Below are 15399 nucleotides of genomic sequence, written 5' to 3' on the forward strand. Positions count from 1 at the left end.
CCAGGCTGCCGCAACCAGCCACAAGAAAAGCCGCGCATGGAAGCCATGCGCGGCGTTCGATATTCAGAGGGATTGCCGCCCCCTTAGAAGCTCACCTTCAGCTTGGCGTTGACGCCGTGGTCGGAAACGCCGGAGGCGATCTGGCCGGTGTAGTTGACGCCAAAGGTCGCAGTCGGAGCGATCTTGAAGTCGATACCGGCTTCGACGAGTGCGGCATCCCGGGCTATCGGCGCGCCACCGACGGTAAAGCCCTGGCCGCCAGCAAAGGCAAGCGCGGAGGTCGGCACGACATAGCCGAAGGCATGGCGCCAGCCGACGGTGCCGCTCAGGACCGCCGCCGTTTCGCCGAAGGACACGTCGGTCGAGGTGCGCACGCCGATCGTTGTGAAGGTCGTGTCGGTGTTGTCCGAGCGGCCCGAGAGCGCCGCTGCTCCGCCCTTTTCACGGAAACCGTCCGTGTCGAGGTTGAGATAGGCGAGATTGGCGAAACCCTCGAAATCGAAGCGACCGGCACTTGCCGCATAGCTCGCCTCGCCGAAGATCTGGGCGGTGCGCGCATCATAGGCTGCCGACAGGCTGTCGTCGAAGCCGCCGAAGGCTACGCTGCGGGTCGTTTCGATGCGGTGCCAGCTATAGGTCGCACCCGTCGTCAGCGACAGCGCTCCAAGCCCTGTCCCGGCATAGGCGCCGATATGGTAGTTGTCGCTGTCTCCCGAGGAACGACGATCGACCACGTCGAAGGTCGAGCGGCTGTAGCCGCCGAAGAGGCCGGCGCGCCAGTTGTCACCGACAAGACCGTCGGCGCCCATGAGGAAACCACCGACATTGCGCTGGAAGCCGGCCGCGTTGCCGTTGCCGTCCGTGTCGCCCCAGGTGCCGAAGGCCTGGCTCCAGAAGGCGAAGCGCTCGGTATCGGCCGCAACGCTTTCGATGCCGCCTTCGCCATAGGCGAGCACCGGTGTCGCCTTGGTGCTGTCATCGCCGAAGGCCGCACGGATGCGGTTGGTGGCTGCCGCGTTCAGAAGCAGACCGTCCTGCAGCAGCATGCCCTTGGTCGAGGCATGGATCTCGCCCGAGAGCTGGTCGAAGGCAAAACGCGCCTGTGCGCCGTCGAGGTTGGTGAGCGCCGAATAGGCTGCATTGGAGAAGCCGAGACTTTCGGCGGCGATCGCCGTTGCCCGCTGGTTGGCGGACTCGGTAACGTCCGCGAAGCGGATGTCGTTGCGGCTGAGCGTCAACGTCACGTTGTTGGCGTCATAGCCGAGCGTCGGGTCGAGGAAGACGAGGCTCGATGCAACGTCGGCAAAGGTACCGCTCACGCCGCCGGCCGCCGTCAGGATCGTGTAGCTGGTTTGCGGCGCATAGCTGCCATTGGCCGCGAGCGCCAGGACCGAGCCGCCGTTGAGCGTCGCCTTGCCTGACGCGACGATCTTGTCGCTTTCACCCTTGTCGTTGGCCTCGACCTGATAGGTGGAGCCGGCCGCAAAATTGATATCGCCGGCAACGTTGAGCGTACCGATCGAATTGCCGGGCGCGATCACGCCGCCGTTGGCAATCGTGATGCTGCCGAACGTACCGATGCCGCCGATGGCGCCGTCCTTTTCGATGGTCAGGCCCGATGACGCGGCGATCGACCCTTGCACCGAGAGCAGGCCGGACTTGACCACGGTCGCGCCGGTATAGGTGTTCTGGCCGTTAAGCACGAGCGCGCCGGCGCCGAGCTTGGTGAGACCGCCGCTGCCGCTGATCGCCTTGTTGACGGCAACGACGTTGGCAGCGTCCGCCACGTCGAGCGAACCGCCGCCCGCTTCCAGCACGATATCGCGGTTGATCTGGTGCATGTCGCGGCCGGCGATCCGGAGCGCACCGCCGTCGAGCCGGAGCTTCGCCGCTGCGCTGCCGAGGGCTGCATCCTCTTCGACCACAACGGTACCGCCGTCGGTCACCAGCGTTTCGCCGATAAAGGAGTGATCGTCGATGCAATAGTCGCGGATCGCCTGCTGGAAGCGTGCATCCGTGCTCTTGCAGTCGAGCAGCGTCTTCTTTTCCTGGTCGGTCAGGCCGGCAAGGATCGGCAGGCCGTTCTCGTCGGTGATCTGGCCGAGATAGACGTCGTTGCGCATGTTGTTGCGGCTAAGGTTGAACACCTTGCCCTTTTCAGTGAAGGTCGAGGCTTCGTCACCCCAGACAATGCGGGTCTTGGCCGTCGCTGTCGCCGGATCCGTGTAGTTCTGCAGCACCGGGCCAACCCAGCGCACGGTATGCGCAACCGGCTCGTGGTCCGAAAGCGGCGTCTTCGAGCCATCCGGATTGGTCACGTAACTCACATCGGTGATGACGCCGGAATAGGGATCCTTCGGATCGTCGGCGAGCGTCCACCACTTGCCGAACGGGCGCGACGCCAGGAAGTGGTCGATCTTCACCCGGTGCCAGCTCGCCCAGGTGTTGGTGGCGTCCTCGCCGTGCGATGGCCAGGTGACGCTGCCGTCGTTCAGAGCATGCGGCGAGAACTGTTCGCGCTCGTTCGGAAGCTGCAGGATCTGGAACTGTTTCTTCAGGATGTTCATCGTCTGCGGCAGGTTGCCGGCAACCGGATACATCTCGTCGGCAAAGAGGCCTGACGGCACCGTCGAGGCGTTGATCGCCGAGGCGCTCTTGCCTTTCCACTCGGCGATATAGGCGTCGAGCTTCTGCTGGTCCTTGGCATAGTCGCGCAGGAGGCTCAGATAGAAGCTGTTGCTTGGGCTTTTGACATAGGTCTTCAGCAACAATTCCTGCTGGCTGACCGAATGCAGGCCGCGTTCCGAGACGTCGCCGGCATTGAAGTCGCCAGTGAGAATGATCGGCCGCGTCTCCCCCTTGGCCCACTGGTTGATACCCTTGGCCTCGCTGATGCGGGTCGTCGCCGGGTCGTAATAATTGAGGTGGGTGGTGCCGACGACCACCCGCGGCTTGCTGACGGTCGGATCGACTACCGTATAGGTCACGATGTCGCCAAGCGTGCTGGCGCCGAAGGTACCGGGCAGGCGCGAGAACACGCCGGTGTCGCTGTCCTGTCGTGTCGCGTAGGTGCCGAGGCCGGCATTCTTCAGGATGCCCGGGATGTCACGCGCGTAGGTGCTGTTGGCGCGGAACTCCTGGAAGGTCAGGATGTCGTAGTTCCCCTTGATGAAGAAGTCCGACATGACGCTCGGGTTGGCCTTGAAACGGTCCAGCCAGGTGTTCAGCGTCAGGATCTTCATGCTGTCGTCGGCGGCGCGCGCCTCGGCCGCCGAAAGCGTCAGACTCGTGCCGCAGAGAAGGATCGCCGTCGCCAGGCGCAACGGTTGCGTAAGGCGCGCAAAAGCCCGCACCCCGCGGAGGTCGTATCCACGTTGTCTCATTATCTTGCTCCAATGTCGCGATGCGAACACGCTCCGTCACAAGACCTTCATGGCGATGGTGTTGATGAGCGGAAGAGTTCACTGAAATGTACGATTACGGACATTAGGCGAGTCAAATGTCAGTTTTACAACATTTCATAGGGCGCCCTAAAATTTCGCGCGGCCCACAGGTGCTGCGCCGATTTCCTTGGAGATCGGCGTTGGCCCTATGGTAGCAAAACGTGCTGAGGGGCAATGAGGATGAGGGTGATGGACGATCGGGATGTTGTGGGTGGGGACAAGAAGGCGCGCAGGCAAGCGCAGCTTCTCAGCCATCTACAAACGAACCACTATATTTCGATCGAGGAGATTACCGGCCTGTTCGGCGTCACCACTCAGACGGCGCGGCGCGATATCATGGCGCTCGAACAGGAGGGCAAGGTGCGGCGCTTGCACGGCGGCGCGACCATTGCGACCCCGGTTGATCCCAACATCTACCGCCAGCGACGCATCGACAACGCGGAGCTGAAGGAACGCATCGGGCAACTGACCGCGGAGCTTGTTGCCGACGGCGCTGCCGTGTTTCTCGACACCGGAACGACGTGCGAGGCGGTGGCGCGGGGCCTTCTCAAGCGCCGCGACCTGCGCGTCGTCACCTATAGCCTGCGCGTCGCGACTACGCTCAGCGAAAGCAGCAGCTTTGCCGTCGCCGTGCCCGGCGGCTTCGTGCGCCAGGTAGATGCCGGCGTGTTCCGCGAGGAGACCGCCGACTACATCCGCAAATTCAAGTTCGACGTCGCCATCATCTCCGTCAGCGGCATCGACCAGGACGGCGATATCGGCGACGACGACCATGCCGAAGTCGCCGCTGTCTCGGCCGCCATGCGCCAGGCCGAGCGCGTCATTCTCGCCGTCGACAGCAGCAAGTTTGGACGGCGCGCGCTGGTACGGCTGGCATCGCTTGCCGATATCGATGCGCTGGTCACCGACCGGCTGCCCGACGAACAGATCGTCGCCCTGCTGCGCGAGCACGGCGTCAGCATTCATTGCTAGCGTCGGGGGGAGCCAGTACCGAGGGATGCCGGCAGCGATTTTTGCCGGGGGCTTGAAACCCTTCACGCGACACCACACATAGGCATCAACGAATTGCCCGTGGAGCGCGACGGATATGATCAACCGAAGGCTCCGGGCGTAGTTCGCGCGCAAACGCTGACCACGGATGTACTGGCAGTGTGACGCAGCGAACGGGAAAAAGGTCGGCGTTGCCGGCCTTTTTTGTTTTCAGCGCCGGCAAGCGCCCGTGCGACTGCTACCAGCGCACGGCCCAGCGACCGCCCAACGCCCCAAGCACCGTCAATATCAGGACCGCGATCGTGTACCAGGTCGCGACGAAGAGCGGCGAGTCGTCCGGGCAATGGGCGGCGTAGAAGGTCGCGGCAATGCCGCCGGCTGCAAGCCCCGCCAGGGCGCCGGCAAAGCCGGGGCGCGACGGCGCGCCATGGCGCAGCGCGACAAGGAACAGTCCAAGGGGTGCAAGGCCGATGAGCGGAATGAAGGTCATGCACACCAGATAATTGGTTCCGACGAGTTTCGCCGCCCAGGCGTCGGATGGCACGGCAAGAAGCTCGAACAGTACGCCACCGGCAACGAGCAGCGGCGCGATGCCAAGAAAAGGCACCAGCCGGCGCGGGTCCGCATCGGGCCAGGCAGCGACGCGCATGGCCGCAAAGGCGGCCGCGGCGAGCGCGATCGTCACCACGAACTTGAACAGGAACCGAACCGTCTCGGCAGCAGCGGCTATATCCGGCCGCGGGCCGAGCAGGATCGAAAACGCGACACCGGCGAGGACGAGCGCGCCGATCGCCACAGCGGGCCATACGGTGTTCATCGGCAGACCGGGGCGCCGATTGTCCGCTGCGAGAGCCTTGATGAGGTCGTTCGTATCCATCTCAGTTTCGTCCAAATCGGCGGGCGATTGCAGCAAGGCCGCGGTGCAGCGCCACCCGAACCGCCGTTTCGTTCATGTCCAGTTTCTGCGCCGTCTCGGCCACGGTGAACCCCTCGACCGAGATCGCGCTGACCACCGAACGCTGGCCCGGAGCGAGCCCCTCCAGCGCCCGGCCGATCTCCCAATCCCTGGCCGCCTCGGTTTCGACGCTCGGCAGCGTCTCTTCGAGCCCTTCGATGCCCACCGTCGGGCGGCGGGCCTGTCGGCGCACGGCATCCACGTATTTGTGCCGGGCGACGGCATGCAGCCACGGGATGACGGGTGCGTCCTCCCGCCAGGTATGACGTTTGACGTGCACCGCCAGCAGCGCCTCCTGCACGACGTCCTCCGCATCGACGCCGCCGCCGATAGTCCAGCGCCGGGCCCAGCCGCGGATCACCTGTGCCGCGTCCCGCAGGAAGTCGGCATAGGCCTTTTCGTCGCCGGCCACGGCCGCGCGAAGGAGCCCTGCGAGATGTTCGTCGTCCGCGCCGCTCACCCGGGCCCTTCCTCCCATTCGCCGATTCCCGGCATTTGTTACACGGCTATCGCAAATTCACGGCTGCTGTCTGCTCGGACCGGCCTCGCGAACCCATCACGAAAGCGTGTTGCCAACGTTATGTAACGCCCGACACCTGCGTGGCGAAAGACCCGATGTGCGCCTCAGTCACGAGCGCACTCGATCAATTCAACACGGAGACACATTCATGTCCACGAAGTCCACGATCAGCACCGCAATGTTGGCAGGTGCTGTGGCCGCGGCCCTGTCGTCGCTTGCGACCGCCGCACCGCTCACCGAAGCACAGGTCAAGTCCGCCATGGATGCGGGCAAGGAAAAATGCTTCGGCGTCGCGCTCAAGGGCCAGAACGATTGCGCTGCCGGCCCCGGCACCACCTGCCAGGCAACCTCGACGGTCGACTACCAGGGCAACGCCTGGAAATTCGTTGACGGCGGCACCTGCACGACGATGGAACTGCCCGACGGCCGCAAGGGCTCGCCGGAACCGCTCTCCCGCGACATGGCGTCCTGATCCACGACAAGACGGAAACGGGAGGCGGGGCAATCGCCTCCCGTTGCACTTCGGTTTTCAAGGGGATGGCCGGTCGAGGAACGCTCCCGCCCGCCATCAAAGCTCACAGGATTGGAACGGGATTGGCAATGCGCACTTCAACCAACGACGGCAGCGGACTTGCCCCGGTGAGCCCTCGCCTGCCGAACCATCAAATTGCCGGGCTGGCCGGAACGAGCTTCAAGCACCAGCACCTTCAGGCGATCCTCGCCGACGAAGCCCCGGGCGGTTTTTTCGAAATTCATGCGGAAAACTACATGGGCGCCGGGGGCCCGCCGCACGCGGCGCTGAGCCGCATCCGCGAGCAGTTTCCGGTCTCTCTCCATGGCGTCTGCATGTCGATCGGCGGCCCGCAGCCGCTCGACAAGGCGCATCTCGCCCGGTTCAAAGCACTGGTCGACCGTTATGAGCCGACGCTCGTCTCCGAGCATCTCGCCTGGTCGACCCACGAAACCACCTTCTACAACGACCTTTTGCCGCTGCCCTATACCGAAGCGACCGTTGCGCGCGTTGCCGCGCATATCGACGAGGTCCAGGAAACGATCGGACGCCGGCTGCTGCTCGAAAACCCCTCGACCTATGTGACGTTCCCGGAATCGACGATGGGCGAAACGGCGTTCATCCGCGAACTGGTGAAACGCACCGGCTGCGGGCTGCTGCTCGACATCAACAACGTCTTCGTCTCGGCCACCAACCAGGGCTATTCGGCGCGCGACTACCTCGGCGACTTTCCGCTGGAGCATGTCGGCGAGATCCACCTTGCCGGGCATGCGGAGCAGGAAGACGACGAAGGCGAGCTTCTGCTGATCGACAGCCATGACGGCCCGGTCGCAGACGCCGTCTGGAAACTCTACGAAATCGTCATCGCCAGGAGCGGCGCCATCCCGACACTGATCGAATGGGACAGCGCCATTCCCGACTGGCCGGTGCTGAAGCGCGAGGCCATGGCGGCGCAAGCGATCCTCGATGCTCACGGGCAGCGGCTGTCGCAGGAGAAGATCCGTGTCCGCGCCTGACGCAATGCTCCCCATCCCGATCGGCCGAGCCGGCAGCTATGCCGCCGGTTTCGTGCCGCCTTTGCTTGCACCCGACCGGCCGACACCGGCGCTTGTCGCCGGCCCGAACGGCAAGGCGGCGGTGAAGCGCTTCAATGTCTACCGCAACAACGTCACGGTCAGCCTGATCGAGGCGCTGGCGGCGACCTTTCCGGCAAGCGAGCGGATCACCGGCGAGGCCTTCTTCCGCGCCATGGCGCGCTTTCACGTGCGGGAGACGCCGCCGACTTCGCCGCTGCTTTTCGAATACGGCCACGACTTTCCCGATTTCATCGCGTGCTACGAATACGCGAAGGGAATGCCCTGGCTTGCCGACGTTGCCAGGATCGAGCGCGCCTGGCTCGACGCCTATCATGCCGCCGATGCGCCGGCGCTTGCGCCGTCAGCCCTTTCCCTGGTTCCGCCCGAGCGGCTTGGCGACGTCGTTTTCGAACCGCATCCGGCAAGCAGGATCGTCCGTTCCGATTATCCGGCCGTCACGATCTTTGCCGTCAACCGCGGGCGCGGACCGGTCGGGCGCATCGAAACGGCTAATCCGGAGAGCGCGCTGATCACCCGGCCCGGCCTCGACGTCATCGTTCGAAACCTCGCGCCCGGCGCCGATCTCCTGCTTTCGCGCCTGCTGGCAGGCGTTCCCCTCGCCGCGGCCGCCGCGGAAGCTTCAACCCGATCTCACACGCTCGATCTTACGGCCGCAATCGCCACCGCGCTCGAAGCCGGCGCCTTTGGGGCCATTCATCACGGAGGATGAAACCATGATGTCCGCATCCAGATTTTCGCAGAACGGCAGTCCTGCCGACCTGTCGCAATGGGCCCGTCGAGCGAACCGCGCCGTCGGCGTGCTTGCGCCGCTCTGGCTCTCCCAGCTTGTGCTGCGCTTTGGCCTTGCCGTCCCCTTCTTCCGATCCGGCATGAGCAAGTGGGACGGCTTCCTGCAGTTGAACGACGTGGCGGTGCTGCTTTTCAGCTCCGAGTTCCAGCTGCATCTGCCGGGCGGACCCTATTCCTATCCGGCTCCCGCCGTGACGGCCTTTGCCGCCGGTTCGGCGGAAATCATTCTTCCCATCTTGCTTGTCTTCGGCCTGGGAACGCGTTTTGCCGCCCTCGGGCTGCTGGTCATGACGATCGTCGTGCAGCTGACCGTGCCGGATGGCTGGCCGATCCACATTACCTGGGCCGCCATGGCGCTCGCGCTGATGGCTTCCGGTCCCGGCAAGCTGTCGCTCGATCACCTGCTGTGCGCCTGGCGCAACGGCGGACGATAGGCTCCACGATCCCGGCGCCTGCCTCTGCCGCAGGCGCCGTCCCTCAATTCGGGCGCAGCCGGACCGGGGTATCGACGATCAGCTTGGTCCAGTCGTCGATGAAGCGGGACCGCTGCAGCCGGTCCTGGGCGGCAAGCAGTGCCGGGCCGATGCGGATCGGCCGGCCGATACCGGACTCCACGAGTTTTGCCGGGCCGTCGACCTCGGCCGGCAGTGCGCCGTTCCACGAAAAGAAGAACGCTTTCTCCCGCGCCACCTCCTGTCCTCGTTCCGAGAGCAGATAGTCGAGAAAACGTCCGGCAAGATCGCGCCGTTTCGCCCCCACCGGGACCAGCGCGCCGCGGCTGAGGATCAGCGTATAGTCGCGCGGCAGCACGATCCTGAGCTTGGCGTTCCGGCGCGAGGCGGCATAGGCGTAGGAGCCGAGGATGTTGTAACCGATATAGACGTTGCCGCTGTCGAGTTCCGACAGCACCGCGTTGTTGCAGCAGCGCAGTACCGCCTGGGCGCGGCTCAGGCTTTCGAGCAGGCGGCCGTAGGTGGTCGAGGCCTGTTGGGCATCGAGGAAGGCGAGCAGATAGCCGATGCCGGACTGGCGCAGATCATAGGTGCCGATGCGGCCGCGATAATAATCCGGCTTGAAGCGCAGCAGATCGGTCAGCTCGCCATGGGTGTGCGGCACGTCCTCCGGCGGCACGAAGTCCTTGTGATAGACCATGACCGAGGGCTCGAAGGTGAAGCCGAAGACCTCGTCGCGCCAGTTCGCCCAGGCCGGCACGCTGCCAGTCTCCGGCGAGACATGCGACAGAGCACAGCCGTCGTTTGCAAGCTTCACCAACTGGTCGACGGAGGACGACAGCAGGAGGTCACCGAAGGGCTGCTGCAATCGGCAGGCGATGTCGGCATCGTGATAAAGCTCGTTGGTCACGTAGTCGGTATAGTCGATGGCGACATCCCGCGCCGTCAGCTGAAAATCGCGGATCAGCGGCTCCATCGCCTCGATGTCGGTCGCGCCGTTGATGACGAGCCGGCCGCGCTCAGCGTCGAGCGCCGGAAAGAACGCACGCGTCCCCTCGACCGCGCCGGCCGGGCCGGCAAGGCCAAGGACCGCGACAAGTGCTATCGAAGGAAGCTGTCGCCACATCCTCATGGTCCCTCCCGATAAAGGGGAACGTCGAGAATGACGGTGAAGTCGTGCGCGCCTTTCTCCAGAAACCGGACCGTGCCGCGATGGGCAAGCGCCACCTCAGCCGCGATTGCAAAGCCGAGCCCCATGCTTCCCTCTCCCGTCTTTGAACTGACGAACCGCGTGGTCACCAACGCCCATTCGCCCGGCGGAATGCCGGGACCGTCGTCGGCGACCTCCACCAGGGCCTGATCGTCGTCGCGCCGCACGCGTACGGCCAGCCGTTGCGCGACACCGTGCTGCAGCGCGTTGTCGATGATGTTGGCGATCGCCTCGCGCAGGCTCACCGCATCGCCGAGCACGAAAACCGGCTCGCTGCAGTCTTCGAAGGAGACGACGACATCCGGGTCGACGGTAATCGGTACCGTCGAGCGAAACGCTTTGCGGGCGATATCGCCAAGATCGACCGGCTTGAAACGCACGGAATCGGATCGGTGGATGACCATGGCATGGCTGAGCAGCTGGTTGGTGAGCCGCGCCAGCTGGCTGACGCGATCGCGCACCCGCCCCAGATGCCGTCTGCGGTTGGCGTCGAGGTCGTCGTCTTCGAGCATGTCGACCTGCGCCGAAAGGGCCGTGAGCGGCGTGCGGATCTGATGGGCCGCATCGGCGATGAAGCGCTGAAGCAGGGTGACGCGTTCGTCGAGGCGGCCCATGAAGTGATTGATCGACCCGACGAAGGGCTTGAGTTCCCTCGGCATGTCGGCCTCGACGGGAGTCAGGTCCTGCGGATCGCGGGCACGCAGCGTCGCGGCAAGGGCATCGACGGGCAGCAGCGAATAGCGGATGGCAAGCACGGTGCCGGCAATCGCAAGCAGGCTCATGATGCCGACGAGGATCATCGCGCGCGTCGTCAGTTCGCCGGCAAGCCCGCGCCGCGCCTCGGTCGTCTGCGCCATTACCACATAGGCCCAGCCGGAAAAGGACGGGTCCGACAGCGCCCGCGAGACCACGGCCACGCGCACCGGCACCTTGCGATATTCCGTCGTCAGGAACACCGGGCCGGCCCGGGCCGCTGTCACGTCGACACCGGTGTCGAGATCGTCGTAGCCGGTCAGGGTTCGGCCATCCGGGCCAACCACGCGATAAAAAATGCGGTCGCGCTCCGCAAGGCCAAGCAGTTCGAACGCCGACGACGGCAGCGAAACGCCCAGATTGCCGGCGTCAACGGTCATGTTCGCGGTGATCTGGATCGCCGCACCGAGCAGCAGCCGGTCGTAGGCATCGTCGGCAGCCGCGCGGGCATAGTACCAGGCAGCCGCCGAGAGCAGCGCCGCCCCAGCGCAAAGCACCAGCGCCACGCGCAGCACCAGCCGCCAGAAGAGAGAGGTTTCACGCCGCTTCATCGGCCACCAGTTGATAGCCGAGACCACGGATGGTGACGATGCGCACCGACGAGCCCTCGATCTTCTTGCGCAGCCTTCCGACATAGAGTTCGACAGCATTGGGGTTGACGTTTTCGTCGAAGCCGAACAGCCGGTCGAGCAGCTCGTCCTTGCTGAAAACCCGCCCCGGCCGGGCGGCGAGCACCTCCAGAAGCGTGATCTCGCGGCGCTTGAGCTGGACCTCGCGGTTGCCGACGCGCACGGAGCGGCTGTTGCGGTCGAGCACCAGATCGCCGCACTCGATAAGGTTGGTCGGATCGCCCTGGCGGCGGCGCAGGAGCACACGCGTACGCGCTTCGAGCTCGCGGAAATCGAACGGCTTGACGAGATAGTCGTCGGCGCCGAGGTCGAGCGCGCCGACCCGGTCCTCGATTTCGGAACGCGCCGTCAGCACCAGCACCGGCGTCGTCTTTCGCCGGGCGCGCAGATGGCGCAGGATCTCGAACCCGTCGAGCCCCGGCAACATCACGTCGAGGATCACGAGATCATAATCGGTAAATTCGAGTATGTCGGCGGCGGCTTGACCGTCCGTCTGCCAATCGACGGTGTGCCCGACCTTTTCCAGTCGACGGCTGATTGCCTCCCCGACATCCCTCGTGTCCTCCACCAGAAAGATGCGCATGAGCAAGCAGTGACACGGAAGATTCCGCCGATCAACCCGGCGGATATGACCGCTTTCGTGACAGCGTGGTGACAGGTTCGGGGAGGAAAGAGGGTTGCCTGACCGCGACAACGGGAGATGCGGCCAGGGTCTGGAGGACAATCATCGCCGGGGCATTTTCGGGCGGCCGCATACGCGGTCCGTCGATGCTGGTCGACGCCCGTCCGGGCCCTGGATGTCACGGTGGAGCAGGTGCGCGACAGCGCCTTCGAAAGAACAACTCATGGATGGGAGAGAGACCATGACCCGAACCTTCGTAAAGACCCTTCTGGCGGCCGGACTGTTTGCCGCCGTTGCATCGCCGGCCGGCGCCGAGCCCACCAAGCCTGAATGCCTAGCCGGAGCCAAGCCGGGCGGCGGCTTCGACCTCACCTGCCGGCTCGCCGCCAATGCGCTGCTCGAAGCCAAGATCATCGGCAAGCCGATGGCCGTCACCTACATGGAAGGCGGGGTCGGTGCGGTTGCCTACAACCACGTCATCGGCAAGCGCGGCACCGACGGCAACCTGATCACCGCGGCCTCGTCCGGCTCGGCGCTTCTGATCGCCCAGGGCAAGTTCGGCCAATATGACGAAACGGCCGTGCGCTGGCTCGGCGCGCTCGGCGCCGACTACGGCGTGCTCGTCGTTGCCGCCGACTCTCCCTACAAGACGCTTGGCGAACTGATCGCCGCCTACAAGGCAAGCCCGACCGACTTCTCGGTCGCCGGCGGCGGCGCCGTCGGCTCGCAGGACTGGATGAAGGGTTCGCTCCTGGCAAAGGCCGCCGGACAGGAGCCGAAGCAGATGCGCTATGTGGCGCTCGAAGGCGGCGGTGCGGTGCTGACGGCGCTCGAAGGCGGCCACGTCAAGGTCGGCGCCGGCGATGCGGCGGAAATGTCCAAGCACCATGCCGCCGGCAAGGTCCGCGTGCTCGCCGTCATGGCGCCTGAGCGCCTTCCGGGCGAACTCGCCGAAGTGCCGACGGCCAAGGAACAGGGCGTCGACATCGAATGGCCGGTCTGGCGTGGCTACTATGTCGGCAAGGACGTCTCCGACGCGGACTACAAATGGTGGGCCGACGCCTTCACCAAGCTCGTCGCAACGCCGGAATTCGTGAAGGAGCGCGAGGCGCGCGGCCTCTACGAATACAACCAGGTCGGCGATGCCTTCGACCGGCAGGTCAAGGCGGACGTGGCACGCTTCAAGATCATCGCCAAGGAAGCCGGCATGTAATGCCGAGGATCGGAGCGGGACGACCTCCCGCTCCGGTCGCCATCATCCTGCGGGCACACGGGCACCGGGCGATCCGATCCGGCCGTGAAGGAATGCCCGTTTTCCGTGACGACGTGATCATCGGGAAACCCAACATGTCAGACACTCCATCCTCACCCTCCCTCATCGGCAGGATCGGCGGCCTTGCCATGCTTGCGCTGGCGATTGCCTACGGCATCGGCGGCAGCCAGATCGAATATGCCTTCGCCTCCGATCCGCTCGGTCCACGCGTCGTGCCGGTGCTGCTTGCCATCATCCTTGCCGTCCTGTGCCTCTTCTATCTGAAAAGCCCCGGAACGGCCGAAGCCTTCCCGCGAGGACCGCTTCTCGTGAAGATCGTTGCGGTACCGTTCCTGCTTCTCGCGTCGGCGCTGCTTCTGGAGCCGGCCGGCTTCGCCGCCTCGATCTTCCTTTTGACATTCGGCGTCGGCTGGATCTTTGGCGCACCGCTGCGTCTCGCGCTGATTGGCGGCGTCGGACAGGCAGCCCTCTGGTGGTTCGTCTTTTCCTACCTGCTCGACGTCTATCTGCCCGCCGGCCGGCTGTTCGGCTGATCCCGCCGGTCAAGGAGTTAAACCCATGAATCTCGAATATCTCTGGAACGGTTTTACCGTCGCCCTGACGATGCAGAACCTGCTCATCGGTCTTGCAGGCTGCTTCATCGGCACTCTGGTCGGCGCCCTGCCGGCGATTGGACCGATCAACGGCATCGCGCTTCTGATCCCGATCGCCTATACGATGGGACTGCCGGCTGAAAGCACGATGATCCTGCTCGCCGCTGTCTATTGCGGCGCCGAGTATGGCGGCCGCATTTCCTCGATCCTTCTGAACGTGCCGGGCGATGCCGGCGCCGTGATGACGGCGCTCGACGGCAACCCGATGGCCCGCCAGGGCCGCGCCGGCGAAGCGCTGATGCTCTCGGGCCTCTCCTCCTTCGTCGGCGGCGTCTTCGGCGCCGTCGGGCTTGCGCTGTTTGCGCCGCTGCTTGCGGGACTCGCGATCGGCTTCGGCCCGGCCGAATATTTCGTGCTGATGGTCTTTGCCTTCGCCACGCTCGGCTCCATGGTCGGCAGCCAGCCGGTAAAGACGCTGATCGGCTGCACGCTCGGCCTTATGCTCGCAACGGTCGGCCTCGACGCCACCTCCGGCGCCTACCGCTTCACCTTCAACGAGCCGGAACTCGGCGACGGCATCGAATTCGTCGTGCTGGTCATCGGCCTGTTCTCGGTGTCCGAGGCGCTGCTGATCCTCGAGCACCAGGCAAGCGGCGTCACGGTCATCCGCGAACTCGGCCGCATGACCGCCCGCCTCGACGACATCCGCAAGTCCGTCGGCGCGACGTTGCGCGGCTCGGTCATCGGCTTCATCGTCGGCGTGCTGCCCGGCACCGGCGCATCGGTTTCGAGCGCGGTTTCCTACACCACGGAAAAGCGCATCTCCGACACCGAGGGCACCTTCGGCAAGGGCGACGTGCGCGGCCTCACGGCACCGGAGGCGGCCAACAACGCCACCGCCTGCGGCGCCTTCGTGCCGATGCTCACGCTCGGCGTGCCCGGTTCCGGCACGACCGCCGTCATGCTCGGCGCGCTGATGCTCTACAACATCCAGCCGGGTCCGATGCTGATCACCGAACGACCTGAAGTGGTCGGCGGCCTCGTCGCGTCGCTGTTTATCGGCAACGTGCTGCTGCTCCTCCTCAACCTGCCGCTCGTCAACATCTTCGCCCGCGTACTGACGGTGCCGAACTGGCTGCTGGTTCCGGGCATCCTGGTGCTGTCGGTTGTCGGCGTCTATTCCACCCACGCGTCGGTGTTCTCGATCCTCCTGATGCTCGGCATCGGCGTCATCGGCTGGCTGCTTCGAAAGGCCGGCTTCGACATGGCGCCGATCATCCTCGGCTTCGTGCTCGGGCATGTGATGGAGGTGAACCTGCGCAATGCACTGGCGATCAGCGGCGGCGACATCTCGATCCTGTTCCAGAGCAAGATCTCGATCATCCTCTGGATCCTGGCGGGCGCCATGGCCGTGATGCCGCTTCTTGTCGGCTGGAGGAAGGCGAAGCGCATGAAGACCGCGACGAGCTAGCTGATCCCCTCCCTGTCGGCTGCCTGGACAGCGGCGCGCGAACTCATCGCGCGCCGCTGTTATCGTTTTGAGTGGAGCCAAGACTACAAAT

At 64.9% G+C, this 15399-nt stretch carries 14 protein-coding genes; 8 read left to right on the top strand and 6 right to left on the bottom strand.

From position 1 onward, the window contains the following. Nucleotides 1-83: 83 nt before the first annotated feature. Entirely contained in the window at nucleotides 84-3383 is a 3300-nt protein-coding gene (locus L981_RS28255; RefSeq protein WP_082006191.1) for an autotransporter domain-containing protein, read from the bottom strand. A 240-nt stretch (nucleotides 3384-3623) separates the two neighbouring features. On the opposite strand from L981_RS28255, the gene L981_RS28260 reads away from it, so the two are divergent. Then, entirely contained in the window at nucleotides 3624-4415 is a 792-nt protein-coding gene (locus L981_RS28260) for a DeoR/GlpR family DNA-binding transcription regulator (RefSeq protein ID WP_371258914.1), read from the top strand. A 256-nt stretch (nucleotides 4416-4671) separates the two neighbouring features. Here the strand turns inward: L981_RS28260 and L981_RS28265 are convergent, their stop codons facing one another. Next, nucleotides 4672-5310 (bottom strand): NrsF family protein, encoded by a 639-nt coding sequence (locus L981_RS28265; RefSeq protein WP_043624395.1) that lies wholly within the window; start codon nucleotides 5308-5310, stop codon nucleotides 4672-4674. Between the two features lies 1 nt (nucleotide 5311). Then, nucleotides 5312-5848 carry a sigma-70 family RNA polymerase sigma factor gene (locus L981_RS28270; RefSeq protein WP_043624398.1) on the bottom strand — a complete coding sequence of 179 codons (537 nt, stop codon included), beginning with the start codon at nucleotides 5846-5848 and terminating at the stop codon, nucleotides 5312-5314. 208 nt (nucleotides 5849-6056) lie between these two features. Here L981_RS28270 and L981_RS28275 point away from each other — a divergent pair, with 208 nt between their 5' ends. From L981_RS28275 to L981_RS28290, 4 genes are all read left to right on the top strand, one after another. After that, nucleotides 6057-6380, top strand: coding sequence for a DUF2282 domain-containing protein (locus L981_RS28275; RefSeq protein ID WP_043624401.1), 324 nt, complete (start codon nucleotides 6057-6059; stop codon nucleotides 6378-6380). 128 nt (nucleotides 6381-6508) lie between these two features. Continuing rightward, nucleotides 6509-7435 carry a DUF692 domain-containing protein gene (locus L981_RS28280; RefSeq protein WP_043624404.1) on the top strand — a complete coding sequence of 309 codons (927 nt, stop codon included), beginning with the start codon at nucleotides 6509-6511 and terminating at the stop codon, nucleotides 7433-7435. 4 nt (nucleotides 7436-7439) lie between these two features. After that, nucleotides 7440-8225, top strand: coding sequence for a DNA-binding domain-containing protein (locus tag L981_RS28285; RefSeq protein ID WP_043624407.1), 786 nt, complete (start codon nucleotides 7440-7442; stop codon nucleotides 8223-8225). A 7-nt stretch (nucleotides 8226-8232) separates the two neighbouring features. Then, nucleotides 8233-8739, top strand: coding sequence for a DoxX family protein (locus L981_RS28290; protein ID WP_156134269.1), 507 nt, complete (start codon nucleotides 8233-8235; stop codon nucleotides 8737-8739). Nucleotides 8740-8782: 43 nt separating this feature from the next. Here L981_RS28290 and L981_RS28295 read toward each other — a convergent pair whose 3' ends face one another. From L981_RS28295 to L981_RS28305, 3 genes are read right to left on the bottom strand one after another with little or no spacing between them, the layout of a single operon-like run. Beyond that, the gene (locus L981_RS28295; protein WP_043624414.1) at nucleotides 8783-9889 is read right to left on the bottom strand and encodes an ABC transporter substrate-binding protein; all 1107 of its coding nucleotides are present in this window, start codon (nucleotides 9887-9889) and stop codon (nucleotides 8783-8785) included. Next, nucleotides 9886-11271, bottom strand: a complete 1386-nt coding sequence (locus L981_RS28300) for a sensor histidine kinase (protein ID WP_043624417.1) — start codon at nucleotides 11269-11271, stop codon at nucleotides 9886-9888. The genes L981_RS28295 and L981_RS28300 overlap by 4 nt, the downstream gene beginning before the upstream one ends. Further along, complete coding sequence (locus tag L981_RS28305) at nucleotides 11258-11932, bottom strand: response regulator transcription factor (protein WP_043624419.1); 675 nt, start codon at nucleotides 11930-11932, stop codon at nucleotides 11258-11260. The genes L981_RS28300 and L981_RS28305 overlap by 14 nt, the downstream gene beginning before the upstream one ends. Nucleotides 11933-12212: 280 nt before the next feature. Here L981_RS28305 and L981_RS28310 point away from each other — a divergent pair, with 280 nt between their 5' ends. The 3 genes from L981_RS28310 (at nucleotide 12213) to L981_RS28320 (ending at nucleotide 15308) form a co-directional block, all read left to right on the top strand. Further along, on the top strand, nucleotides 12213-13184 hold the full coding sequence (locus tag L981_RS28310) for a tripartite tricarboxylate transporter substrate binding protein (RefSeq protein WP_043624422.1): 972 nt from the start codon (nucleotides 12213-12215) through the stop codon (nucleotides 13182-13184). 134 nt (nucleotides 13185-13318) lie between these two features. Further along, nucleotides 13319-13777, top strand: a complete 459-nt coding sequence (locus tag L981_RS28315) for a tripartite tricarboxylate transporter TctB family protein (RefSeq protein WP_043624480.1) — start codon at nucleotides 13319-13321, stop codon at nucleotides 13775-13777. Between the two features lie 25 nt (nucleotides 13778-13802). Beyond that, nucleotides 13803-15308, top strand: coding sequence for a tripartite tricarboxylate transporter permease (locus tag L981_RS28320; RefSeq protein ID WP_043624425.1), 1506 nt, complete (start codon nucleotides 13803-13805; stop codon nucleotides 15306-15308). Nucleotides 15309-15399: the final 91 nt, after the last annotated feature.

It is taken from the genome of Ensifer sp. ZNC0028, from assembly GCF_000799055.1.
GTDB lineage: Bacteria > Pseudomonadota > Alphaproteobacteria > Rhizobiales > Rhizobiaceae > Ensifer.

Excerpts from the sequence above, each read along its gene's own strand:
- L981_RS28255 (WP_082006191.1), bottom strand. The coding sequence starts at position 3,383 with ATGAGACAACGTGGATACGACCTCCGCGGGGTGCGGGCTTTTGCGCGC.
- L981_RS28260 (WP_371258914.1), top strand. The coding sequence starts at position 3,624 with ATGAGGGTGATGGACGATCGGGATGTTGTGGGTGGGGACAAGAAGGCG.
- L981_RS28265 (WP_043624395.1), bottom strand. The coding sequence starts at position 5,310 with ATGGATACGAACGACCTCATCAAGGCTCTCGCAGCGGACAATCGGCGC.
- L981_RS28275 (WP_043624401.1), top strand. The coding sequence starts at position 6,057 with ATGTCCACGAAGTCCACGATCAGCACCGCAATGTTGGCAGGTGCTGTG.
- L981_RS28280 (WP_043624404.1), top strand. The coding sequence starts at position 6,509 with ATGCGCACTTCAACCAACGACGGCAGCGGACTTGCCCCGGTGAGCCCT.
- L981_RS28285 (WP_043624407.1), top strand. The coding sequence starts at position 7,440 with ATGCTCCCCATCCCGATCGGCCGAGCCGGCAGCTATGCCGCCGGTTTC.
- L981_RS28290 (WP_156134269.1), top strand. The coding sequence starts at position 8,233 with ATGTCCGCATCCAGATTTTCGCAGAACGGCAGTCCTGCCGACCTGTCG.
- L981_RS28295 (WP_043624414.1), bottom strand. The coding sequence starts at position 9,889 with ATGAGGATGTGGCGACAGCTTCCTTCGATAGCACTTGTCGCGGTCCTT.
- L981_RS28300 (WP_043624417.1), bottom strand. The coding sequence starts at position 11,271 with ATGAAGCGGCGTGAAACCTCTCTCTTCTGGCGGCTGGTGCTGCGCGTG.
- L981_RS28305 (WP_043624419.1), bottom strand. The coding sequence starts at position 11,932 with ATGCGCATCTTTCTGGTGGAGGACACGAGGGATGTCGGGGAGGCAATC.
- L981_RS28310 (WP_043624422.1), top strand. The coding sequence starts at position 12,213 with ATGACCCGAACCTTCGTAAAGACCCTTCTGGCGGCCGGACTGTTTGCC.
- L981_RS28315 (WP_043624480.1), top strand. The coding sequence starts at position 13,319 with ATGTCAGACACTCCATCCTCACCCTCCCTCATCGGCAGGATCGGCGGC.
- L981_RS28320 (WP_043624425.1), top strand. The coding sequence starts at position 13,803 with ATGAATCTCGAATATCTCTGGAACGGTTTTACCGTCGCCCTGACGATG.